Origin of the sequence: Pseudonocardia sp. NPDC046786 (genome assembly GCF_040645415.1) — a bacterium.
Classification (GTDB): Bacteria; Actinomycetota; Actinomycetes; order Mycobacteriales; family Pseudonocardiaceae; genus Pseudonocardia; species Pseudonocardia kongjuensis.
Genome location: NZ_JBEYYF010000016.1, coordinates 89800 through 111682 on the forward strand (window position 1 = coordinate 89800; position 21883 = coordinate 111682).

The following is a 21883-nucleotide window of genomic DNA, read 5'->3' on the forward strand; positions in this document are numbered from 1 at the left end:
CGGCGTTCCGGGTGGAGCACACCGCCGAGATGCGCAGCAGTGTCGTGCAGAGATCGACTTCTCGCGCTGTGGCGCATCTCGGCGGACGGGGCGCGGGCGCGCGCCGGGGATAGGGCCGTCGTGGAGGGGTGCTGCCGGCGGGGTGGCCCCGGATCCGGCTAGTGCGACACCGGCGCCGCGAGCAGCCCCTCGCAGCTGCGCACCACGATCCGCGCGGCCTCGGCCGACGCCCGGCCGGTCAGCGGGCTCTCGGCGCGGCGCCGCCAGCGGCGCAGCGCGTCGACCGCGGCGTCGTGCACCTCGCGCGGGCCGGCGCCGTCGCCCAGGCCGAGCCGGGCGACCGCGGAGCCGCCGTCGCCGCCGAGCAGCCGCTCGGCGTCGACCAGCGCGTCCGGCGGGAAGACGATCCTCCCGGCGCGCAGGTCGGACAGCGCGCGCAGCTCGACGAACTCGTGCGCCCCGGCCAGGATCCGCTCCACCTCGGTGCGCAGCGCGAGGGTCGCCGGCCGCGGCTCCCGGGTGAGCACGAGGTCCACCGCGAGCAGCGCGGACCGCGACTTGAGCAGGTCCCGGCGCTCGGAGAACTGGGTGTCGAGCACCCGGCGCAGCTCGTCCAGCCCGGACCGGCGGACCAGGTCGTCGGCGAGTGCGGTCGGGTCCGTGGTGCCCTGCCGGATCAGGGTGCTGGCCAGGCGGACCCCGAACAGGCCGAACCGCTCCAGCAGCCGGACCCGGGTGCCGGCGTCCGGCCGGTCGAGCTCGGTGCGGCCGAACCGGTCCGCCGAGAGCAGCAGCGCCTCGACGTCGGCGCGTGGCAGCGCGGCCAGCTCGGAGAGTGCGACGAACTCGTCCTGGCGCATCGTGCGGGCGGACTCGGCGAGCAGCCCGGCCACCGCGACGACGGTCTGGCACAGCCCGCGCAGCTTGTCGTCGCCCCGGTAGCGGCGGGCGATCCGGCGGGCCGAGGTGAGCGCGTCCAGCCGGCCGACGCCGATCTCGTCGGCCCGCGACAGCACCGCGATCGTGTTGACCGGGGTCGCGCGCGCGACGCCGCGGTCGTGGAAGGACTCCAGGAACCGCACGTCGCCGGCGTGCAGGTGGCGCATCAGGTAGACGACGGCGTCGGCGGGCGACGGCGCGTCCTCCGGGGTGAGGAACTCCCCGGCCCGGGCCGAGGTGTCGGCGGACAGCGACGCGATGCCGGGGGTGTCGATCAGGTTGGTGCGCCGCAGGTGCTGCGACGGCCAGTCCACGATCAGCCGGTCGACCTGCTCGACCGGGGCCCCCTGCAGGTCGATCCGCAGGGCGCCGTCCCGCCGGGTCAGGGTCAGCGGCCGTTCCGGCTGCCCGGGATCGCGCAGGCGCATCCGGACGCCGGGGGCGGGCGCGTCGGCGTACCAGGTGACGATCCGGGTGCACTCGCCGGCGTCGGTGGGGGCGATCCGCTCCCCGACCAGCGCGTTGAGCAGCGTCGACTTGCCCGCCTTGACCTTCCCGGCGATCGCGACGCGCAACGGCTCGTCGAACCGCTCCAGGTGGTGGCGCAGCCAGGTCGCCGCCTGCGGCGAGTCGCCGTAGACGTCGAGCGTGCGCCGCAGCAGCCCGCGGACCTGGTCGGTGAGGGTGGTCACGACTCCACCGCCGCGGCCAGCTTCCGGGCCCGGTCGGCGAGCCCGCCGACCCGTTCCAGCTCGGCCTCCAGGTCGGCGACCCGCTGCTGCCGGGTCGCGTCGTCCTTCAGGGCGGTCTGGGCCGCCGACATCGACTCCTTCAGCGACTCCGACAGGTCCTCGGCGAGCACGGTGAAGTGGTCGCGCAGCTCCCGCTGGATCTGCCGCAGGTTGTCCCGCGAGTCCTTGCCGACCTGGAAGGTCGCCTCGTCGACGTGCCGGCGGACGGCGTTCTTCGCGTCGGCCTGGCGGCGCTGCACGAGCCGCTTCTTCTCGTCCTTGACGGTCTTCGCGCCGAACAGCAGGCCGGCGCCGATCGACAGCGGATTGAGCAGGCCGATCCCGGCGACGGTGGAGGCGAGGCCGACCATCAGCAGGCCGCCGTAACCGCCGCGGAGCCCGACGAACAGCTTCTGGCCGACGCCGAACTGCTCGCCGACCGGCATCTCCAGCGCGTCCACCTTGCCGGCCACCGCGCCGCCGGAGATCCGCAGCTCGGGCAGCTGGACGTCGACGTCCTCGGCGAAGTGCTCGGCGACCTGCTCGGCCAGCCAGCGGGCCCGCTCGGTGGTCCACACGAAGTTCTGTGCGACGGCGTGCGAGACCTGCTTGTGGAACCACTCGGCGAACTGTTCCCAGATGTCCTTCGGGTCGGCGTCGTCGAGCAGCTGCTCGGCGTCCCGGGAGACCGCGCGGAGCCGGTCCCGCAGGTCGTAGTCGATGTCGGCGATGAGATCGGCGACGCCGTCGTTCAGCGTGGTCTGCCAGCGCGCCGAACGCTGCCGCAGCGCCTCCACCCGGGCCCGGGCGGCCTCCAGCTCCTTGGCCAGCGCGCCGGCCCGCTCCGGGTCGTTCTGCGACATCAGCTCGGCGCGCATCTTCGACTCGAGGGCCTGGCAGGTGACGAGCACGTCCTGGCTGGTGGACCTGCGGTCCAGGTCGTCGGCGCGGGCGACGACCTTGCGCAGCAGGAACCCGACCAGCGCCTGGAAGCCGGACTCGGTGATCAGGTCGAGATCCTGGGTGCGGGCCGCGTGCAGTCGCAGCGCGGACGACACGGGCAGCAGATCGGCCTCGATCCGGGCGTTCCGGAGATGGCCCTCGTCGAGCTCCACGATCCGCCGCCAGTGCGGGTAGAGATCGGTCTTGGTGACGACGCAGCCGACGTTCGGGCACAGCTTGCGCGCCGCCTGCAGGAAGTCGATCTCCGGCGCGGTGTACTCCTGGCTGGCGTCGGAGACGAGCAGCACGGCGTCGGCGGTCGGCAGCGCCGACATCGTCGCGGCGCCGTGCGCCGATCCGAGGCCGCCCACACCGGGCGTGTCCACCAGCACGAGGCCACTCTGCAGCAGTTTGCGAGGAAGGGTCACCTCGGCGCGCGTGAGACCTGCCCGGTTGCCCGGATTTCCCCCTTCCGAGACGTACTCGGCGAGCTGCTCGAGCGGGACCGGGGTGCGTTCGGAGCGCTCGCCGCCGTCGTGCTCGCGGACGAGGGTCACCGTCGTCTCCTCGCCGTACCGGACCAGGGTCGGCACGGCGGTGGCGATGTCGTCGTCGACCGGGCAGACGGTGGCGTTGACCAGCGCGTTCACCAGCTGGCTCTTGCCCTGCTTGAACTCGCCGACGACCAGCACCCGCACGTTCGGGTCGCTCAGCCGGGCCTTGGTCTGCTTGAGCCGCGAGGCCAGGTCCGGGCGGTCGTAGGCGGCGACGGCCTTGAGGGCGAGGTCGACCAGTCCCACCGCTTCCGGTACCGCCACCTGCCGACGCCCCCATCGCCCCGGAGCGGTTCCGGCCGCCGCTCGCCACGTTCTTGTCATGGATACACGAACGTCATCGGCCCCGGTCACCCACGGGTGGGTGACCGGGGCCGATGGGCCGTGCGGTCCAGCGCGCTGCCGCCGGCGGCAGCAGCGAGATGTTGTCCCTTAGCCGACCGGGACTGTCTCTCAGCCGACGTTGATGTCGGCGGAGACGTCGTTGTGCGACAGCAGGTGGTTCTCGGTGGTGCTGTCGTCGGTGATGGTGGTGTCGTTGTCCTGGCTGGCGTCCACGTTGAACGAGTCCGTGAACTCGGTCGTCGTGGTGTTCGTCGTGGTGGTCTCGTTGAACGAGCCGTCGGTGTCGTTCGAGCCGGAGGCGCTGCCGCCGACCGCGACCGCGGAGCCGTCGTCGGCGGAGATGTCGCCGACCTTGGTGGCGTTGCCCGAGCCGAAGGCGGTGGTGTTGTCGTCGCCCTGCACCACGTCGTTGCCGTCGCCGACGATGTTGTCGTCGCCGGTGGTGATGACCGAGTCCTCGATGTCCCGGCCGGCCGCCACCGCGCCGTCGCCGGACGCGACGACCGAGTTGGTCTCGATGCTCTGGTTGAAGTCGCCGCCGCCGGTGTCGATGTTCTGGTTGATCGAGTTGTCGACGATGGTGTCGCGGTCGTCGATGTTGTACGTGTAGTGGTTGTTCGTCACGTACTTGTCGAGGTACTTGATCGGGTCCTCGCCCGGCTTCGGGTGCTCGACCGGCGGCGGCGGGGTGGAGTGGCCGCCACCGTGGTTGGCGCCGGTGCTGTAGTTCCGGTCGAACGAGACGTCGTCGTTGTCCTGGGACAGGACGATCGCGTCGTGCACGTCCTCGGCGCTGACCTCGGACAGGCCGCAGGAGGCCAGCAGGCCCTGCGGGTCGTCCTTGAACTCGGCCAGCAGCTTCGGGTCCCGCAGCAGGTCCAGGATGAACTGGATCAGCGACTTCTCGGCGGACATGGCGTTCTCCTCGTGTGGTGCCGTCGCGCTCGGGCGGGCGACGGAAGGTGTGTGGTGGTGGGAGGGGTGGTCACCGGGCCGGGGTCGGGGCCCGGCCCGGTGACCGGGTCAGCGGGCTGACCGTCAGAGGATGTCGGCGTTCACGTCGACGGTGTTGTGCGAGCCGACGTGGTTCTCGGTGGTGCTGTTGTCGGTGAACGACGTGTCGTTGTCCTGGCTGGCGTCCACGTTGAACGAGTCGTCGAACGTCGTCTCGACGGTGTTCGTCGTGGTGGTCTCGTTGAACGAGCCGGTGGTGTCGTTCGAGCCGGAGGCGCTGCCGCCGATGGAGACCGCGGAGCCGTTGTCGGCCTTGATGTCGCCGACGCTGGTGGCGTTGCCGGTCCCGAAGGCGGTGGTGTTGCCGTCGCCCTGCACCACGTTGTTGTCGTCGCCGACGATGTTGCCGTCGCCGGTGGTGATGACCGAGTCCTCGATGTCCCGGCCGGCCGCCACGGCGCCGTCGCCGGACGCGGTGACCGAGTTGGTCTCGATGTCCTGGCGGAAGTTGCCGCCGCCGGTGTCGACGTTCTGGTTGATCGAGTTGTCGACGATGGTGTCGCGGTCGTCGATGTTGTACTCGTAGAAGTTGTCCTCGACGTGCACCTTCTCGTGCACGGCGGCCGCGTGGCCACCCTCCTTGCCGCCGCCGTCCCAGCCGCCACGGCCGGTGCCGGCCCAGTCGACGCCGGTGTCGTAGTTGCGGTCGAAGGAGACGGTGTCGTTGTCCTGGGCGATGACGATCGCGTCGCGGACGTCCTCGACGGTCAGGTGGCCGAGGCCGTGCTCTTCGAGCGCGGCGACCGGGTCGTCGTTGAAGTAATCGCGCATCTGGATGCTCTCGGAGCCGGTTCCGAGCAGGATCTTGATGAACTCGATGAGGGTCAGCTTCTCGCTCGCCATCGGAGACTCCCGTGTGTCGGTGTTGGGGTGACCGGCTCGGGGTGGTCGGCCGGTGTTGAGGACGAAAGCTAGGGGCGGCGCCGGTCGGGGCCATCGGGGATCGCTCCGGGTCCCGATAGGGGGCGTTAGGGGATCGCACCCCTGAAGCGGGTCCCCCGCGAATCACTGCGCCGCACGGGCTAACGCCGGAAGCCCGGGGATCGATGGCTCTCTGGAGGGGCTCCGTCACCACTGGTGGCGGGCCCACGGGCGCGGCGAGTCGGGGGACCTGCTGCCGACGAGGGGACGGAGCATGTCCTACCTGCTCGGGATCGACCTGGGTGCGACCGCGGTGACCGCTGTGGCGGTGCGTACTGCGACGGGCGAGCCGGTGCGGCCCGCCGGGATCTCGCTGCCCGCCCTGCTCGTCGCCACCCCCGCCGGTGACCTGCTCTGTGGTGCCGCCGCCCGGCGGCGCGCACCGGCCGAGCCGGACCGCGTCGCGCGCGGTTTCCTGAACCGGGTCGGCGACCCCACCCCGCTCTCGCTGGGCGGGATCCCGTACCTGGCCGAGGATCTCTGCGCCCGCCTGGTCCGCGTCGTCGTCGACGAGATGACCGCCCGGCACGGCGGCCCGCCGTCTCGGATCGGCGTCACCCACCCGGAGTCCTGGGGCCGGCACAAGCGGGACCTGCTGGCCGCCGCGCTCGGCCGCCGCGGGCTGACCGTCTCGCTGGTCGCCGCGCCGCAGGCCGTCGCGCTCGCCTGGGACACCGCCCGCGGTGCGGCGACCGGCGACACCGCCCGCGGTGCGGCGACCGGCGACACCGACGTCCCGGCCGGCCGGCCGCTCGCCGTCGTCGATCTCGGGGGGAACGGGAGCACCGCGACGCTGCTCGCCCCGGCCGCGCCCGGCGTGCTGCCGGAGATCCTGGGCCGCACGGTTGCCTGCGCCGCCGGCGGCGCCGACGTCGACGACGCCGTGTTCGGCTTCGTCCGCGGCGCGACCCCCGGGCTGGCCGCCGCGTTCGACGCGCTCGACGTCGACGACCCCCGGGTGCTGGCCGCGCTCACCGTGCTGCGCGACGACTGCCGGGCGGCCAAGGAGCTGCTCTCCCGGGACACGGTCGCCGCGGTCCCGGTCGATCTCCCGGGGATCCGCACCACGGTCCGCATCCACCGTTCCGACCTCGACGAGCTCGCCGCCCCGGTCCTGGAGCCGGTCGCCGATCTGCTGGCCGACGTCGTCGGGTCCGCGCCGGACGCCGCGGTGCTGCTCGCCGGCGGCGCCGCACGGACCCCGGTCACGGTCCAGCTGCTCTCGGCCCGCCTGGGCAGGCCGGTGGCGGTCACCGCCGATCCGGTGCACGACGCCGCCCGGGGGGCCGCGCTCGCGGTCGCCCCCGGCGCCGGGACGTCCTGGCCGGGCACCCGGATCGCTCCGGTCCCGGCCGCGTCCGGCCGCGCCGGCCCGGGTGGCGCCCCGGACGGTGCCGCGCCGGACTCCACCGTCCCCGCCCCGGCGGCCGTGCCGGGCCCGCGCGGCCCGGCGCCGCGGACCGTGGTCCCCGCACAGCGTTCGGGCGAGCGGCGCCGGCCCGGCCGGGTCCGCCCGGAGCGCATCGGCTCGGCGATCGGACTGCTCGATCCGGCGACCGGCCCGCTGCCCGCCGTCCCCGCGCAGCGCGACCCGGGCGCCGAGCCGGACGTCCGCGCCGCCCGGCATCGCGCAGCGGACCCCGCGGACCGTGCAGGAGCCCGGCCGACTGCCCTGTCGGCCGCACTGTCGACGGTCCCGTCGCCCGCCCGCGCGGCAACCCCGGAGGCTCCCGCCGATCCGCCGGGCACCCTGGACACCCTGGTCACCCGCGATCCGGTGGGCCGGCCCGCGAGCCGCGTGCTGACCCGGCAGCGGGTGCTGATCGGTGCCGGCGGCCTCGCCGGCACCGTGGCGCTCGCCGGGGCGCTGCTGTTCTGGCCGTCGTCGTCGTCGCCGGCGCTCGGCGAGCTCAGCGCGGCCCCGACGCTGCCGAGCACCTCGGCGCCCGCGCCGTCGCCGGTGCCGCCCCCGGAGGTCCCGGCGCCCGGGACAGCCGGGATCTCCGGTGTCGCGGCCCCCGCCGGCGCGGACGCCACCGTCGCCGCGCGGACCGCTGCAGGCGCCCCGGCGACCGCGAACGGCGCTCCCGCGACGGGTGTGGGCGCCGCGGCCTCCCCCGCGCGGCCGGGGACCGTCGCGGCCGTGCCGCCCGCCGCGGCAGCGCCGGTGCCGCCGCCCGCGGCCGTGCCGCCACCCGCCCCGGCGCCCGCGGCCCCGGTGCCGCCGCCCGCGACCGTGCCGAGCACCCCGGCGGGTCCCCCGTCCGCGGAGGCCGAGCCGCCGCCGTCGGTCCCGCCGCCGACGGAGACGACGACCCCGGCACCGACGACGACCGTGGATCCCGTCGCGTGACCCCGATCACCCTCTGCGCTGCGACGACAGCGGCGAGTGACCCCCACCCCGTTCGGATGCCGAGTGCACACGGGATGATTCAGACCGCCGGGCCGGCGTGGAACCGGGAGCCCCCACGCCGGCTCGGCCCCAGCACCGACACCCGGGCCACCCGATCGTTCGAAGGTGTGACCGCGACCGCGTCGCGCCTGCCGGTCCGTGCCCCCGCCGAGGTGGTAGAACCACTGGTGGTAGTGGGGTGTGCACGATTCGGGGGGAGTTCGTGATGACGCGGTTCGCGGGGGCGGTCATCGGCATGGCTGCGGTGGCACTGGTGGTCGCCTACCTGGCTTTCGGGTGGCCGGTCCTGCTGCTCGGCGGGCCGCTGCTGGTCGGCATCGCGATCACGCTGCTGGCCCTGGCACTCACCGAGCGGCCCCGCGAGGTGCTCCGCGAGCGCCGCGCCGCGCACCTCGGCGAGTCGCCGTGGAAGCAGGCCACCGAGCGCGGCGGGCCGGCCGCCGGCGGCCTGATGAGCGGGTTCTTCGAGGTCAGCCCGCAGGCCGCCGGGCTGCCGGAGCAGCGCCCCGCACTCGCGCACGACGCCCGCCGGGCAGGGGCCCGCCGACCGTAGGTGAGAATCGGGCGGTGCCGATCTTCCCCACCGCCCGCGTCCCGGACCGGTGCCCGTGCTGATCGGGATGACGTTCGCCGTCCTGGCCATGCTCTGCAGCACGGTCGCGGCGATCCTCCAGGCCGACGCGGCCCGGCCGGGCGGCCGGACCAGCTCGGTGATGGCCCGCCCGCGGTTCCTCGCCGGTCTGCTGATGGACGTCGTCACCTGGCTGTGCATGGTCGTCGCGCTGCAGCACATCCCGATCTTCGCGGTGCAGGCGACCCTGGCCGGCGCGATCGCGATGACCGCGCTGTACGCCCGGTACTTCCGCGGCGAGTGGCTGCGCCCGGTGCACCGGCTCGCGATCGGCGCCAGCATCCTCGGCCTCGCCCTGGTCGCGGGCAGTGCGGGCATCGAGCGGAAGCAGGCGATGACCGGCCACGGGGCCACCGTCGCGGTGCTGGTCGCGGCGATGGTCGTGATCATGGTGGCGACGCTGGCGGTGAACCCGTCGACGATGCCCTGGCCCTCCGCCGTGCTCGCCGGGCTCGGGCTCGGCGGCGGCGCGGTCTGCATCCGGGCGCTGCACGTCTCCGACGGCGTCGACGTGTCGGCGCTGGTTCTCGAACCGCTGGTCTACGTGCTGCTCGGGATGGCCGCCGTCGGGCTCTACAACTACGCGCGGGCGCTGCAGCTCGGCGACATCGCCACCGTCACCGCGCTGTACATGGCCGTCCAGGTCGTGGTGCCCGGGCTGGTCGGCATCACCCTGCTCGACGACACCGTGCGCAAAGGTTTCACCTGGATGCTGCTGCTCGGGCTCGCCTTCATCGTCTACGGCACCTCGATCCTGGCCCGGCGGCGGCCGGAGAGGCGCGTCCCCCCGCGAGTCGCCTAGCGTGATGACATGCCGACCTTCGAACGCCCCGGCGTCAGCCTGCACTACGAGGAGCGCGGCTCCGGCTTCCCGATCCTGCTGATCGCGCCCGGCGGGATGCGCTCCACCGTGGCCGCCTGGGACAAGGCGCCGTGGAACCCGCTCGAGCACCTGTCCGACCGCTACCGGCTGATCGCGCTGGACCAGCGCAACGCCGGCTCGTCGGTCGCGCAGGTGCACGGCACCGACGGCTGGTCCAGCTACACCGCCGACCAGCTCGCGCTGCTCGACCATCTCGGCGTCGACGAGTTCGGGGTGCTCGGCATGTGCATCGGCGGCGCCTACATCGCGAGCCTGCTCGCGACCGCGCCGGAGCGGATCCGGGCCGCGGTCACCCTGCAGCCGATCGGCCGCGACGGCAACCAGCACATGTTCGAGGAGATCTTCGACGGCTGGCGCGCCGAGATCGCGGCCGACCACCCGGAGGCCGGCGACGACGACTGGGCGTCCTTCAAGGCGAACATGTACGGCGGCGGCGGGATCCTGTTCTCGGTGCCCGACGAGGCGCTCGCCCGGTTCACCACCCCCTGGCTGATCCTGATGGGGGGCGACGACTACCACCCCGAGTCGGTTTCCCGCCGGGTCGTCGAGCTCGCCCCCGGCGCCGAGCTGGTGGAACGCTGGAAGGCCGAGGAGTACGTCGCCGACGGCAAGGCCGCCGTCGACACCTTTCTGGCGAAGCACCTCTGAAACGTCCACGCCCGGCCGCGCCCGCCGGGTGCAGGATGAGCGGCATGCCGGACTGGGACGACGTCGTGCGGATCGGGTGTGCGCTGCCGGAGGTCGAGGAGTCGACCTGGTACCGCACCCCGTCGCTGAAGGTGCGCGGCAAGGGCTTCGCCCGGCTGCGGAGCGAGTCCGACGGGCTGGTGGTACTGCTGTGCTCGCCCGCTGAGAAGGAGGCACTGCTCGCCTCCGGCGATCCGGCGTTCAGCACCACACCGCACTACGACGGCCACGGCTCGATCCTGGTCGACCTGGACCGGGTGGATCCCGGGCAGCTTGCCGAGCTGGTCGAGGAGGCGTGGCGGCGCAGGGCCCCGGTGACCCTGGTCCGGGCGCACGACGGGTGATCGCCCGCTACGTGGTGGTCGGCGCCGGTGCGGTCGGCGGAACGATCGGCGCCCGGCTGCACGGCGCCGGGCGGGACGTGGTGCTGGTCGCCCGGGGCACGCACCTCGCCGTGATCCGGGAGCGCGGCCTGCGGCTGGACTCCCCCGACGGCCGGTCGGTGCACCGGATCCCGGCCGTCGGCTCGGTGCGCGAGATCGGGTTCCGGCCCGGCGACGTCGTGCTGCTGGCGGTGAAGTCCCAGGACACGGTGCCGGTGCTGGACGAGCTGGCCGCTGTCGCGCCGGAGGTCACCGTCGCCTGCGCGCAGAACGGCGTCGCCAACGAGCGGTCGGCGGCGGCCCGGTTCGACCGGGTGCAGGCCGTGCTGGTGATCCTCCCGGCCGAGCACTACGAGCCGGGTGTGGTGATCGCGTCGTCGGCGCCGGTGCCCGGGGTGCTCGACGTCGGCCGGTACCCGTCCGGCACCGACCTGACGAGCGAGACGATCGCCGCCGACCTGGCCGCCGCCGGGTTCGCGGCCCGGGCCGATCCGGCCGTCCTCGACGGGAAGTACGGCAAGCTGCTCACCAATCTCGGCAACGCCGCGGACGCGATCTGCGGTCCCGGCGACCCGGATCTCGGGCGGATCGTCGGGCTCGCCGGTGCCGAGGGCGCGGCCTGCCTGGCCGCCGCCGGGATCGCCGCCCGCACCGGCGACGACGACCGGGTCCGCCGGGAGGGGACGATCACCGAACGCCCGGTCGGCGGGCGGGCCCGGCGCGGGTCGTCGTCCTGGCAGAGCCTGTACCGGGGCGGGCCGGTCGAGGCCCGCTACCTGAACGGCGAGATCGTCGCGCTGGGTGCCGCGCACGGGATCCCCACCCCGGTCAACGCCGAGCTGCTGCGGGTGGCCGAGGAGATGGCCGGCGCGGGCGAGCCGCCCGGATCGCGCTCCGGAGCGGACCTGCTCGCGGTACTGCGATGAGGTGACCGAAAAGACGGCGCGCCGGGTGCCGGGGGGTACCTATTGTCGTTTCATGGTCGGCACACCCGTGGACACCGAGATCCGTACCGTCGCCGAGCTGGAGGGGATCACCGGGCCGCCGGGGGCGCCGTCGCTGGCGAAGGAGCGCGACCACCTCGTCGACGTGCACCGCGAGTGGCTCGCGGTGTCGCGGTTCCTGCTGCTGGCGACCGCCGGGGCGGACGGCACCTGCGACGTCTCCCCCAAGGGTGACCCGGCCGGCTTCGTACACGTGGTCGACGACCGCACGGTCGCGATCCCGGAACGCCCCGGGAACGGCCGGGTCGACGGCTGGCGCAACGTCCTGGAGAACCCGCACGTCGGGCTGATCTTCCTGATCCCCGGGCGCAACGACACCCTGCGGATCAACGGCCGTGCCCGGCTGGTCCGCGACGCAGGCTACTTCGACGCGCTCGCGGTCCGCGGCCGGCGCCCGCTGCTGGCCTGCGAGGTCGCCGTCGACCAGGTGTTCTTCCACTGCCCGAAGGCGTTTCTGCGCTCCGAGCTGTGGGCCGCCGGGCCGCCGCCCGGCGCGGACCGGCTGCCCTCGGTCGCGGCGATCGCGAAGCAGCTCGCCCGCCCGGACGAGCCGCTGGAGCAGATCGAGGAGTACTACGGCGCGTCCTACGCGCAGCGGCTCTACTGAGGGTCGAGCCGCCGGGACGCGGTCAGCAGCTCGGTGACGGGAACCCTGCTGATCAACGGAGACGGTCAGGAGGTGCCCGGATGCGCTGGCGTGCACATGCCGCGCCAGATCAGGTCGACCAGGTCCTCGGCGTGCCGCTGCCAGTCGTCGTCGGGATCGAGGTAGAGCAGCCCGCCGAGGCCGCGCAGCACCGTCTCCGCGGACACGTCCGGCCGGACGGTCCCGGCCTGCACGTTGGCCGCCACCAGCGTCGCGATGGCCCCGGTCATCTCCCGGAAGGCGGCAGCGGTGACCCCGTCGGCCGACGCCCCCGCCTTCTGCAGCGCGGCGGCGAGCCCGCGCTTGGTCATCATGTAGCGCGCCACATGCCCGGAGGCCCAGATCCGGAATGCCTGCTCCGGCGGGTGCCCGGCGAGGAGATCGGGGACCACGTCGATCAGGTGGCGCACCTCGCGCTGATCGACGGCGAGCACCAGCGCCTCCCGGGTGGGGAGACGAGCTCGCCGTTGCGCTCGGCATGGATCCGATCGAGCTGCGCCGCCGCAACAGCTCGGCCGCGCCGCCCGGACGGGACCTTCAGTGGTCCAGCAAGCACCTCGACGAGTGCTTCACCATCGGCGCCGCCCGGTTCGGCTGGTCCGGGCGCACGCCGGGCGGCCGGACCGACGGCGACTGGCTGGTCGGCCAGGGCACGGCCACCGCGATGTTCCCCGCGCTGCGCTTCCCCGCATCGGTGCGGATCACGCTGCACGACGACGACACGGCCGAGGTCGCGACCAGCGGTGCCGATCCGGGCACCGGCCTGCTGACCGTCCTGGCGGTGCTCGGTGCCGAGTCGCTCGACGTCACCCCCGACCGGGTGGTGCCCCGGCTCGGTGACTCGGCGCTGCCGCCCGGCGGAATGTCCGGCGGTTCGACGGCCACCGCGAGCGCCGGTTCGGCGATCATGGTGGCCGCGCCGATGGTGATCGACGAGCTGGTGGCGCTGGCGACCGCGCCGGACGGTCCGCTCGCCGGCACCGACGCCTCCTACGCCGACGGCCGGGTGCGCACCGCCGACGGCCGGAACCTCACCTTCGGCGAGGTGCTCCGGGCGGTCGGCCGGTCCTCGGTCGCCGCCACCGGGTCGTCCGCCGCCGGTGAGGAGATGACCAAGCACTCGTTCAGCTCGTTCGGGGCACAGTTCTGCGAGGTGCGGGTGCACCGGTGGACCCGGGAGATCCGGGTGTCCCGGATGCTCGGGGTGTTCGACGCCCGCCGGATCGTCAACGAGCAGGCCGCCCGCAGCCAGATCATCGGCGGCATGATCTGGGGCGTGTCCGCCGCCCTGCACGAGGGGCTGGAGATGGATCCGGACGGCCGCCCGGCCAACGCCGACCTCGCCGGGTACCTGATCCCGGTCAACGCCGACATCCCCGAGGTGGCCGTCGAGTTCGTGCGCCGGCCGGACACGCTGCACAACCCGGTCGGGGCGCGCGGGATCGGCGAGATCGGGATCGTGGGCATGGCCGCCGCGGTCGCCAACGCCGTGCACGACGCCACCGGGATCCGGGTCCGGCACCTGCCGATCGGGATCGAGGACCTGCTCGACGACTGAGAGCGTGTGGTGAAACCCGGCGATCGTCCGGCGCGGCGTCGCTGGTGTCGATGGCGTATCGCTGGTTCGCCGTCTGGACTGCTGATGGCACCTGGGCGCGGGTCCACAGCACCCTGCGTGGCCGGGTCCGGATGGTGGACGGGCGTGATCCGCAGCCCTCGGCGGCGGTGCTGGACTCCCAGTCGGCCCGCTCGGGCGAGGGCGGTGAGGAGGCGATCGGCTACGACGCCGGGAAACGGGTCCGGGGCCGTAAACGTCATCTGCTGGTCGATACCTGTGGGCTGGTGTTGCGGGCGGTGGTGCACTCCGCGCCGGCGCAGGACCGGGCCGGGCCAAGCTCGTGCTGGCGGGCCTGCACCAGGAGTTCCCACAGGTTGGGCTGGTGTGGGTCGACGGCGGCTACGTCAACAGCGTCGACGCAGGACTCGTCGGCTGGGCCCGTGAGCACGAGCAGATCGAGCTGGTGTGCGTTCCGCGGAACGCGGACGTGAAAGGGTTCCAGGTGCTACCCCGCCGCTGGGTGGTGGCGACTACGAACGCACGACCGCTCATGTCGAGGCCATGATCCAGTTCGCGATGATCCGCCTGATGTCGGCGCGGTTGGCCGGCGAGCAGTTGCCCGAACCTCGCAGCGAGGTCGACAAGGAAGCCGCTCACCGGCTAGCAGAAGACCTCGAGAACTGACTCACGAGGTTTCACAACACGCTCTGAGACGGCCGGGGCGACGGCAGGCGGGTGGCAAGTGGCGCAGCGCGGCGTCGGCCACCCGAAGCAGGTCGTCCCGGGTCGCGCCGCCCATCGCCTCGACCGTCATCCCGTTCACGATCGTGAGCAGGTAGCGGGTGATCAGCTCGGGATCCGCGTCGGCGGGCAGGTCGCCCTCCTCGACGGCCCGGCGGGAGCGCTCCAGGCGCTGTTGGTTCTGCGCGCGCCACGCCGCCACGGTGTCGCGCGCGACCCGCCCGGTCTCGCCGACGGCCAGCGCGCCCCGGTCGCGGCGCGCGGGAAGGGCCTGGACGGGCTGTTCGCGGATGTGGTGGCGGCCTCGTCGGGACCGTCGGGTCGCTCACCGGGGACGAACCAGATCTGAGTCCCGTGCGTCGGATCGGCCGACCCGTTACCTCGCCGGACACCGCACGGACCCTGACTCGGGACCTGTCAGGGATCCTCCTGCACGAGCTGGCGCGCGGCGCCAACCGCGTCTCCCCGGGAAGACACCCTCTCGCATCCCCGGAATCGTGCGGATCAGCATGTCCACAAAACGGGCTCTTCCGGAAACGGAGTGCATGTGAGGGTGTGATCGACCGCAGGAGTGGGGTCATGTCGCTGCGGTGAGGCGGGCCCGGGAAGTTGACGATGCAGGTTCCTACGCCGAGTGGACGGACCCGTCCCGGCCAAGGTCCGGCTCGTCGACCACGCCGAGCGCTGGGTGGAGCAGCGCGCCGGACTCCGGCCCCGCACCGTCCAGCTGTACCGGTGGCTGCTGGCCCGGCACATCCGGAACCCGTGCCGGGTGCCCGGGGCCGATCAGGAGAACCCGGCCGAACGCCCGGTCCTTGACGCTGCCGCAGGTGTTCGAGCTGGCCGACGCGATGCGCTACCGGCGGCTACGGATGCTGATCAGCGTGACCGCGTGCGCGACGCTGCGGTGGGGCGAGGCGACAGCACTGCGACGGCAGGACGTCGCCGCCCGACGGGAGCTGGGTGCGGGTGAGCGTAGCCCATACCGAGGTCGTCGGCCGGGGGATCGTCGTCGGGCCGCCGAAGTCTCGGGCCGGGGTCGGACGATCAGCCTCTGGCCGCCCAGACCGGCGCGAGCACCACGGACCTGATGTCGCGGATGGGACACGACGACATGCGGGCGGCCCTGATCTACCAGCGCGCGACCAGCTCGGTCGACGGTCGCATCGCCGACGGGCTGAGCGGCTTGGTCGGCGACCACCGGCGTGGGGCCACGCGCCCCCAGGGCGACGAGCGCGATCCGCCGGTCGCCGGGTGAGCCACCCCGAATTGCACGGAGATAGCACGCGAGGCCGTTCACCCTGAAACGACGAAGGCCCAGGATCGGCGGAAATCTGCCGCTGACCTGGGCCTTCGTTATGCGAGCGGATGACGGGAATCGAACCCGCGTATTCAGCTTGGGAAGCTGATGTTCTGCCATTGAACTACATCCGCACGGTGTGCGATCACCTTAGCACCAGCCCTCGGCGACCTGTCACGGGCCACCACCGTCCGGTCGTCGCAGGAACCGACCACCCGGCGCGATCACCTCGACCCCCACCGCGACCGTCACGCACACTTCGGACGTCGGTCCGTTCTACGGCCGGAAGGGGTCGCGATGAGCATCTTCGAGCCGCTGACGTCCGGTTCGGCCGCCGTGTCGGCGGACCACGAGCACGACGTTCTCCTCATCGCCGGGAGCCGGCCGGAGGTGGCGCGGCTCGCCCCGGTCGCGTCGGCCATCGCCGCGGCGGACCGGATCCGCGGCATCACCGTCGCGACCGGGTCGGACCCGATGGCGGTGCACGAGACCTTCGAGGCGCTGGGCGTCGCCACCGACATCACGATCCTGCTGCCGGGCGACGTCGGGCCCGCCGTGGCAGACGTCGCGGCCGCCCTGCTGACCAGGCTGGACCAGCTGATGGTCGACCAGGACCCGTCGGCGGTGCTGGTGCACGGCGGTGGGCTGGCCGCCGCCGTCGCGGCGTCGGTGGCGTTCTGGCGGCGCATCCCGGTCGTCCATATGCAGGCCGGCATGGGCACCGACGACCTGCTGTGCCCGTTCCCGCAGGAGGCGCACCGGCGGGTGATCGGCCAGCTGGCGTCGCTGTTCCTGACGACGAGCGGTTCCGCGCTCGGCAGCCCGCTCGGCCCGAACGTGCTCACCATCGGCGACACCGTCAACTCGCTGCCCGGGCCGAGCGACCGCAACTGCCGCGACGCGCTGGAGCGGGCGCACGACCAGCACCGCAGGCTGGTGCTGGTCGATCTGGAGCGGCCGTCGTCGCTGGCGGTGCTCGGCGGCCTCGCCGACCTGCTCGAGCGGTCCCCGAAGATCGAGATCCTGGTGACCGGTTCGCTCGCGACCGAGGAGCCGGCCCTGTCGCTGGCCCGGCACCCGCGGGTCACCGTCGTCCCGCTCCTGGAACTGCCCGACGAGCTGGCCGTGCTGGCCGCGGCGACCGTCGTCGTCAGCGACGACCACGAGCTGGTGGTCGACGCCCCCGGACTGGGCACGCTGGCCGTGCTGGTCGACGGGCCGAACGTGCCGCAGCCGGGCGACTCGATCCGCAGCATCGCCGCGCACGACGCCGCGGCGGCCGTCGCCCAGGTGATGGACGGCGACCACGGCCGCAGGCCGGCGTCGTCCGACGGCTTCGAGGCGGCCCGCGCGGAGCAGGCGGTGGCCTGGATGTTCGGTCTCTGCCGGTCGCCCCAGCTGGACCCGGTGGTCCGGTCGGAGCAGGCGGAGGAGTCGGCCGCGGAGGAGCCGTCCGGGGCGTGAGCCCTGATCGCTAGGGTGTGCCGGTGCTGCTCTCCGACGGTGACCTGCGCAAGGAGATCGAGTCCGGGCGGCTGGTGCTCGATCCGTGGGACGTCGAGATGCTCCAGCCGTCCAGCGTCGACGTGCGCCTGGACCGCTACTTCCGGGTTTTCCAGAACTCCCGGTACACCCACATCGACCCGGCCGAGCAGCAGGACGAGCTGACCACGCCGGTCGAGACGCCGGACGGCGAGACGTTCGTCCTGCATCCCGGCGAGTTCGTGCTCGGCTCCACCTTCGAGCGGGTCGGACTGCCCGACGACCTGGCCGGACGGCTGGAGGGCAAGAGCTCGCTGGGCCGGCTCGGCCTGCTCACCCACTCCACGGCCGGGTTCATCGATCCCGGGTTCACCGGCCACATCACCCTCGAGCTGTCGAACGTGGCGAACCTGCCGATCACGCTCTGGCCCGGCATGAAGATCGGCCAGCTGTGCCTGTTCCGGCTGTCCAGCCCCGCCGAGCGGCCCTACGGCAGCGAGGGCGTCGGCTCCCGCTACCAGGGCCAGCGTGGCCCGACGCCGTCGCGGGCGTTCCGGAACTTCCACCGCACCGACACCCGCCGGATCTGACACCGCCCGCCCCGTCGTTCCGCGGCGCGGCGGCGGCGCGTCGCTACCCTGGTCGCGATGGACGCCGACCGCAGCTCCCGGGACACCGGACCCCCTGATCCGTGGGCGACCGGGCGCCGCCGCCCGGGGCGGCCCGACCGCGGCCGGCGGTCGGGTGCCGGCGCGGGCGCCGGTGCGGGCGCCCAGGATCCCGGCTCGGCGATGGTGCACGTCCCCCGCGCGCAGGACGTCCCCGCGGCCCCGGCCCGCGAGCCCGGCCCCGGCGCGCACGGCGAGCGCAGCGACCGGGAGCGCGAGCGCAGCGGTCGCGAGCCCGGGTCGGCGCGCCCCGATCCCGATCGTGACCCGTGGGCGCACTGGCGCAGGCTGCGGCCGCGCACCGTGCGCGGGGCGAGCGCACTCGGCCTGGCCGGTGCCGCCGTCCTGCTGCTCCCGTTCCTCGACGACCCGGACCGCTGGTGGGTGCCGGTCGGGCTCGGTTTCGGGACGCTGGTGCTGCTCACCCTGTTCCGGCTCGACCGGCTGCTGAACGGCTGGGCGCCGCACGTCGCGGGCGTCGTGCTGGTCGGCGCGTTGTTGCAGGCCACCTCCCGTAACCCGTGGGCGTGGGGGCTCGCGCTGGGCGTCGGGATGGTCGTCGCCGGTCTGCTGCTGCTGCCCCGCTGGAAGGTGCTGGCGGTCGGCGGGGTGCTGCTGGTCGTGTCCGGGGCCGGCTACGCGTTCCGGTCCGCCGAGATCCGCGACGACCAGGCCCGGATCGACGCCCAGGCCGGCGCCCAGATGCGGGCGGCGCTCGGCGTGGACCGGCCGCAGCTCGCCCTGGTCGCGCTCGACACCGGCGTCACGGACGGGAACCCGGCGCGGGTCTGCCGGCTGGCGCAGGACCCGGCGATCGAGCAGCTCCGGCTCGCCACCGGCTCCGCGACCTGCGAGGACGCGGTCGCCGTCCTGCACGCCCGGGTCCCCGCCGACGCCCCGGTCACGACGCCGGACCGGAAGTCCGATCCGGTCGTCGCACCCGGCGGCAGCACCACCGTCGACGGCTGCGGCACCGCCTGGGGTGCCGCAGCCGGACCGCAGCTGGGCACCGTGGTGCTCACCCGCACGGCCGCGGCGACGCCGACCTTCCAGGTCTCGTCCTTCGCGCCCTGCTGAGCCCGACCGGCACCGGAAGATCACCGTTCCGGTGCGCCGGACCGCGATCCGCGCGGCCCGGCGCACCCGGACGGTGATCAGCTATCGTTCGTGCGCTCCCGTGCGGCCTGCTCGGGCGACGACGACGATCCGTTGCCCGTGGCGCCGTTCGATCCCGGCCCGGTGGCCGCGGTCCCGGTGCTCTCGGCGCCGTCGGACCCGGCCGGGACCTCCGGCGCGGCCGTCGGCTCGGGAGTCGGCTCGGGGGCCGGGTCACCACGGCGCACGGCCGCGAGCAGCATCTGCGACACGTCCTGCACCGTGACGGCCTCGCCGGCGGTCTGGTTGACGCCGTCGGTCATCATCGTCCGGCAGAACGGGCAGCCCACCGCGAGCGTCCCGGACGGCTCGCTGCCGTTCCCGGCCTTGGTGAGGGTCTCGGCTGCCTCCTCGGCTCGGGTGAAGTTGATGCGCTTGCCGATGCGCTCCTCCATCCACATCCGGGCGCCACCGGCGCCGCAGCACATCGACCGGTCGCCGTGCCGCGGCATCTCCGACAGCGTCGCGCCGGCGGCGCCGACGAGCGCGCGGGGCTCCTCGTACACCTCGTTGTGCCGGCCCAGGTAGCACGGGTCGTGGTAGGTGACCGGGCCCTGCTCCGCGGACGGCGCCGAGACCGGGACCAGCTTCTTCTCCCGTACCAGCTTGTTCAGCAGCTGGGTGTGGTGCAGCACCTCGTAGTGCCCGTCCAGCTGCGGGTACTCCCGGCCGAGGGTGTTGAGGCAGTGCGGGCAGGTGGTGACGATCTTGCGGGTGCCGGGCTCGCGGCCGTCGAAGACGGTGTTGAGGACCTCGACGTTCTGCTGGGCCAGCATCTGGAAGACGAACTCGTTGCCGGACCGGCGGGCCGGGTCACCGGTGCAGGTCTCCCCCGAGCCGAGCACGGCGAAGTTGACCCCGGCCCGGTGCAGCAGCTCCGCGGTGGCCTGGATGGTCTTCTTCTGGCCGTCGTCGAACGCGCCGGCGCAGCCGATCCAGAACAGGTACTCGGTCTCGGCGTCCAGCTCGCCCTCGACGACCGGCACCTCGAAGTCGAGCCCCTTGGTCCACTCCAGGCGGTCCTTCGGGTTCTGGCCCCAGGGGTTGCCCTTGTTCTCCAGGTTCTTGAACAGCGAGTTGAGCTCGGTCGGGAACTCGGACTCGATCATGACCTGGTAGCGGCGCATGTCGACGATGTGGTCGACGTGCTCGATGTCCACCGGGCACTGCTCGACGCAGGCGCCGCAGGTGGTGCAGGACCAGAGGATCTCCGGGTCGATCACGCCCAGGACGTCCTCGCCGCCGATCAGCGGCCGCTCGGCCTCCGCGCGCGCGGACTCGGGGATCGCCGCCAGGCGGGCCTCCGCGTCGTCGCCGGTGATGCCGATCTCGTCGCCTGCCATGTCCTTGCGGCCGCCCGCGAGCAGGTACGGCGCCTTGGCGTAGGCGTTGTCCCGCAGCGCGTTGACCAGCAGCTTCGGCGACAGCGGCTTCTCGGTGTTCCAGGCCGGGCACTGCGACTGGCAGCGGCCGCACTCGGTGCACGTGGTGAAGTCGAGCAGGCCCTTCCAGGTGAAGTCCTCGACCTTCCCGGCGCCGAAGACGTCGGTGTCGGGATCGGCCTCCTCGAAGTCCAGCGGCTTGCCGTCGGACATCATCGGCTTGACCGCGCCGAGCGCCTTGCGGCCGGAGTCCTCGCGCTTGAAGTAGATGTTCGGGAACGCGGTGAAGCGGTGCCAGGCCACGCCCATCGTCGGCGTCAGCGCGATCACGATCAGCCAGATCGTCGCGGAGAGGACCTTCACCGCGGCGAACACCGTCACCAGCGTCTCCGAGGGCGGCAGGACCGCCGCGAGCGCGGTCGAGACCGGCGCCGACCAGGTCGGCACGTCGAACGCGCCGAGCGAGATCTTCGCCCCGCGCACGACCAGGATGCCCAGGCCCTCGAGGAACACGATGCCCTCGACGAAGTAGGCCCGGCCCATGTTCGAGCCGTAGAACCGGGACAGCCTGCCCTCACGGTTCGGATTGTGCAGCTGCCGGATCACGATCAGCGAGCCGATGCCGACGACGGTGGCGACGCCGAGGATCTCGACGAACAGCGAGTAGACCGACCAGGTGCCGATCAGCGGCAGGTGGAAGGTCGGGTTCCAGACCTCGACGAACGCCTCGACCAGCGCCAGGAACAGCCCGCCGAAGCCGACCATCACCAGCCAGTGCAGGACGCCGATGTGGCTCCACTTGAGCATCCTGGTGTGACCCAGGGTCTCCTTGAGCATGGTGAGGAACCGGGGGCCGAACGGGCCCGTCCGGTCCGGGGCCGGCTGGCCGAGCCGGATGATCGAGACCATCTTCGCGACCGTGCGGGCGACCAGCACGACCGCGACGACGGCCGACAGCACCGTGATGGTGCCGAGTACATACTGCACCCAGGTCATACGGAGGAACCTCCCTTGTGAGCACCCGGCCCGTGGGCTGTACGGGGCCGTGCCGACCTGAGACGTGGGGCGCTGGACGCACTGTCATCGCGGCGGGACGGGACGGGAATCGTGTGGCGTGGACCGGGGAGGCGCAGGGGGGCGGGCGGTCGCGGACACGGCGGACCGTGCCGCCGGGACCGGGCGGGCCTCTCCATCGCGGTGCCTCCTCGGACGTCGCCGTCGCGTTGGTGTGGTGGGACGCAACGGCGGTCGGGCGAAGGGTAGTGCGGGCGGGCGCGGCGTGCCCTGCACCACCGGGGGACGGTCATGCCTTGTTACTGAACAGTAGCCCCCTGACCATGACATCCCTGGCGGCGGCGCCGCAGTCGACAGGCCGGAGGTGAGGTGCGAGTCACGCCCGGAATGCGCTGATCCGTTCGGCCGACCGTGTTTGATCGACTGCGGTGCGTGGCGTTCACACCGGGCGTACGGACCACTCCTCTACTATCACCGTCGGGTCTCGTGG

Annotated in this window: 18 protein-coding genes, 1 tRNA gene and 2 pseudogenes; 13 read left to right on the plus strand and 8 right to left on the minus strand. The window is 73.3% G+C overall.

The genetic code is table 11. The features are described 5' to 3' along the window. Nucleotides 1-158: 158 nt before the first annotated feature. From ABZ881_RS20005 to ABZ881_RS20020, 4 genes are all read right to left on the minus strand, one after another. Nucleotides 159-1631 (minus strand): dynamin family protein, encoded by a 1473-nt coding sequence (locus ABZ881_RS20005; RefSeq protein ID WP_358486560.1) that lies wholly within the window; start codon nt 1629-1631, stop codon nt 159-161. Beyond that, nucleotides 1628-3412 carry a dynamin family protein gene (locus ABZ881_RS20010; protein ID WP_358486561.1) on the minus strand — a complete coding sequence of 595 codons (1785 nt, stop codon included), beginning with the start codon at nt 3410-3412 and terminating at the stop codon, nt 1628-1630. The genes ABZ881_RS20005 and ABZ881_RS20010 overlap by 4 nt, the downstream gene beginning before the upstream one ends. Nucleotides 3413-3619: 207 nt before the next feature. Continuing rightward, complete coding sequence (locus tag ABZ881_RS20015) at nt 3620-4426, minus strand: IniB N-terminal domain-containing protein (protein WP_358486563.1); 807 nt, start codon at nt 4424-4426, stop codon at nt 3620-3622. 123 nt (nt 4427-4549) lie between these two features. Beyond that, nucleotides 4550-5368: a hypothetical protein gene (locus tag ABZ881_RS20020; protein WP_358486564.1), complete on the minus strand. Its 819-nt coding sequence runs from the start codon at nt 5366-5368 to the stop codon at nt 4550-4552. Between the two features lie 292 nt (nt 5369-5660). On the opposite strand from ABZ881_RS20020, the gene ABZ881_RS20025 reads away from it, so the two are divergent. The 7 genes from ABZ881_RS20025 to ABZ881_RS20055 all read left to right on the plus strand — a co-directional run bounded on the left by ABZ881_RS20025 (nt 5661) and on the right by ABZ881_RS20055 (nt 12054). Beyond that, a complete protein-coding gene (locus ABZ881_RS20025; RefSeq protein WP_358486566.1) occupies nt 5661-7799 on the plus strand; it encodes an Hsp70 family protein in 2139 nt (712 codons plus the stop codon). A gap of 265 nt (nt 7800-8064) precedes the next feature. Beyond that, nucleotides 8065-8412 (plus strand): hypothetical protein, encoded by a 348-nt coding sequence (locus ABZ881_RS20030; protein WP_358486568.1) that lies wholly within the window; start codon nt 8065-8067, stop codon nt 8410-8412. Between the two features lie 67 nt (nt 8413-8479). Beyond that, nucleotides 8480-9292 (plus strand): hypothetical protein, encoded by an 813-nt coding sequence (locus tag ABZ881_RS20035; protein WP_358486569.1) that lies wholly within the window; start codon nt 8480-8482, stop codon nt 9290-9292. Between the two features lie 9 nt (nt 9293-9301). Next, nucleotides 9302-10021 carry an alpha/beta hydrolase gene (locus ABZ881_RS20040; RefSeq protein WP_344025072.1) on the plus strand — a complete coding sequence of 240 codons (720 nt, stop codon included), beginning with the start codon at nt 9302-9304 and terminating at the stop codon, nt 10019-10021. A 44-nt stretch (nt 10022-10065) separates the two neighbouring features. Next, a complete protein-coding gene (locus tag ABZ881_RS20045; RefSeq protein WP_358486571.1) occupies nt 10066-10404 on the plus strand; it encodes an MmcQ/YjbR family DNA-binding protein in 339 nt (112 codons plus the stop codon). Continuing rightward, on the plus strand, nt 10356-11369 hold the full coding sequence (locus tag ABZ881_RS20050) for a 2-dehydropantoate 2-reductase N-terminal domain-containing protein (protein ID WP_358486573.1): 1014 nt from the start codon (nt 10356-10358) through the stop codon (nt 11367-11369). The genes ABZ881_RS20045 and ABZ881_RS20050 overlap by 49 nt, the downstream gene beginning before the upstream one ends. Before the next feature lie 52 nt (nt 11370-11421). Next, the gene (locus ABZ881_RS20055) at nt 11422-12054 is read left to right on the plus strand and encodes a pyridoxamine 5'-phosphate oxidase family protein (protein ID WP_358486575.1); all 633 of its coding nucleotides are present in this window, start codon (nt 11422-11424) and stop codon (nt 12052-12054) included. Nucleotides 12055-12119: 65 nt separating this feature from the next. Here ABZ881_RS20055 and ABZ881_RS20060 read toward each other — a convergent pair whose 3' ends face one another. After that, nucleotides 12120-12527 (minus strand): hypothetical protein, encoded by a 408-nt coding sequence (locus ABZ881_RS20060; protein ID WP_358486577.1) that lies wholly within the window; start codon nt 12525-12527, stop codon nt 12120-12122. A 20-nt stretch (nt 12528-12547) separates the two neighbouring features. On the opposite strand from ABZ881_RS20060, the pseudogene ABZ881_RS20065 reads away from it, so the two are divergent. Both ABZ881_RS20065 and ABZ881_RS20070 read left to right on the plus strand, forming a co-directional pair. After that, nucleotides 12548-13651 (plus strand): annotated as a pseudogene (locus ABZ881_RS20065) (molybdopterin cofactor-binding domain-containing protein); the annotation flags it as partial. A gap of 47 nt (nt 13652-13698) precedes the next feature. Continuing rightward, a pseudogene (locus tag ABZ881_RS20070) lies at nt 13699-14335 on the plus strand (transposase); the annotation flags it as partial. A gap of 1 nt (nt 14336) precedes the next feature. Here the strand turns inward: ABZ881_RS20070 and ABZ881_RS20075 are convergent. After that, nucleotides 14337-14594, minus strand: coding sequence for a hypothetical protein (locus ABZ881_RS20075; protein ID WP_358486578.1), 258 nt, complete (start codon nt 14592-14594; stop codon nt 14337-14339). Between the two features lie 897 nt (nt 14595-15491). Between ABZ881_RS20075 and ABZ881_RS20080 the strand changes: the two genes are divergently transcribed. Further along, entirely contained in the window at nt 15492-15650 is a 159-nt protein-coding gene (locus tag ABZ881_RS20080; protein ID WP_358486579.1) for a hypothetical protein, read from the plus strand. Nucleotides 15651-15755: 105 nt separating this feature from the next. Here the strand turns inward: ABZ881_RS20080 and ABZ881_RS20085 are convergent. Beyond that, nucleotides 15756-15826: transfer RNA gene (locus ABZ881_RS20085), tRNA-Gly, on the minus strand. Between the two features lie 163 nt (nt 15827-15989). Between ABZ881_RS20085 and ABZ881_RS20090 the strand changes: the two genes are divergently transcribed. The 3 genes from ABZ881_RS20090 to ABZ881_RS20100 are packed head-to-tail and all read left to right on the plus strand — an operon-like array spanning nt 15990 to nt 18919. Beyond that, the gene (locus ABZ881_RS20090) at nt 15990-17156 is read left to right on the plus strand and encodes a UDP-N-acetylglucosamine 2-epimerase (RefSeq protein WP_358486581.1); all 1167 of its coding nucleotides are present in this window, start codon (nt 15990-15992) and stop codon (nt 17154-17156) included. A gap of 23 nt (nt 17157-17179) precedes the next feature. After that, nucleotides 17180-17764 (plus strand): dCTP deaminase, encoded by a 585-nt coding sequence (dcd, locus tag ABZ881_RS20095; RefSeq protein WP_358486582.1) that lies wholly within the window; start codon nt 17180-17182, stop codon nt 17762-17764. Between the two features lie 57 nt (nt 17765-17821). Continuing rightward, nucleotides 17822-18919 (plus strand): hypothetical protein, encoded by a 1098-nt coding sequence (locus ABZ881_RS20100; RefSeq protein WP_358486584.1) that lies wholly within the window; start codon nt 17822-17824, stop codon nt 18917-18919. Nucleotides 18920-18996: 77 nt separating this feature from the next. On the opposite strand, the gene ABZ881_RS20105 is transcribed toward ABZ881_RS20100, so the two are convergent. Next, the gene (locus ABZ881_RS20105) at nt 18997-21375 is read right to left on the minus strand and encodes a (Fe-S)-binding protein (RefSeq protein ID WP_358486585.1); all 2379 of its coding nucleotides are present in this window, start codon (nt 21373-21375) and stop codon (nt 18997-18999) included. Nucleotides 21376-21883 lie beyond the last annotated feature (508 nt).

What these genes read in the sequence shown, in the direction of transcription:
- ABZ881_RS20015 (WP_358486563.1), bottom strand. Translation starts at nt 4,426, where the DNA reads ATGTCCGCCGAGAAGTCGCTGATCCAGTTCATCCTGGACCTGCTGCGG.
- ABZ881_RS20020 (WP_358486564.1), bottom strand. Translation starts at nt 5,368, where the DNA reads ATGGCGAGCGAGAAGCTGACCCTCATCGAGTTCATCAAGATCCTGCTC.
- ABZ881_RS20025 (WP_358486566.1), top strand. Translation starts at nt 5,661, where the DNA reads ATGTCCTACCTGCTCGGGATCGACCTGGGTGCGACCGCGGTGACCGCT.
- ABZ881_RS20030 (WP_358486568.1), top strand. Translation starts at nt 8,065, where the DNA reads ATGACGCGGTTCGCGGGGGCGGTCATCGGCATGGCTGCGGTGGCACTG.
- ABZ881_RS20035 (WP_358486569.1), top strand. Translation starts at nt 8,480, where the DNA reads ATGACGTTCGCCGTCCTGGCCATGCTCTGCAGCACGGTCGCGGCGATC.
- ABZ881_RS20040 (WP_344025072.1), top strand. Translation starts at nt 9,302, where the DNA reads ATGCCGACCTTCGAACGCCCCGGCGTCAGCCTGCACTACGAGGAGCGC.
- ABZ881_RS20045 (WP_358486571.1), top strand. Translation starts at nt 10,066, where the DNA reads ATGCCGGACTGGGACGACGTCGTGCGGATCGGGTGTGCGCTGCCGGAG.
- ABZ881_RS20055 (WP_358486575.1), top strand. Translation starts at nt 11,422, where the DNA reads ATGGTCGGCACACCCGTGGACACCGAGATCCGTACCGTCGCCGAGCTG.
- ABZ881_RS20080 (WP_358486579.1), top strand. Translation starts at nt 15,492, where the DNA reads ATGGGACACGACGACATGCGGGCGGCCCTGATCTACCAGCGCGCGACC.
- ABZ881_RS20090 (WP_358486581.1), top strand. Translation starts at nt 15,990, where the DNA reads ATGAGCATCTTCGAGCCGCTGACGTCCGGTTCGGCCGCCGTGTCGGCG.
- ABZ881_RS20100 (WP_358486584.1), top strand. Translation starts at nt 17,822, where the DNA reads ATGGACGCCGACCGCAGCTCCCGGGACACCGGACCCCCTGATCCGTGG.
- ABZ881_RS20105 (WP_358486585.1), bottom strand. Translation starts at nt 21,375, where the DNA reads ATGACCTGGGTGCAGTATGTACTCGGCACCATCACGGTGCTGTCGGCC.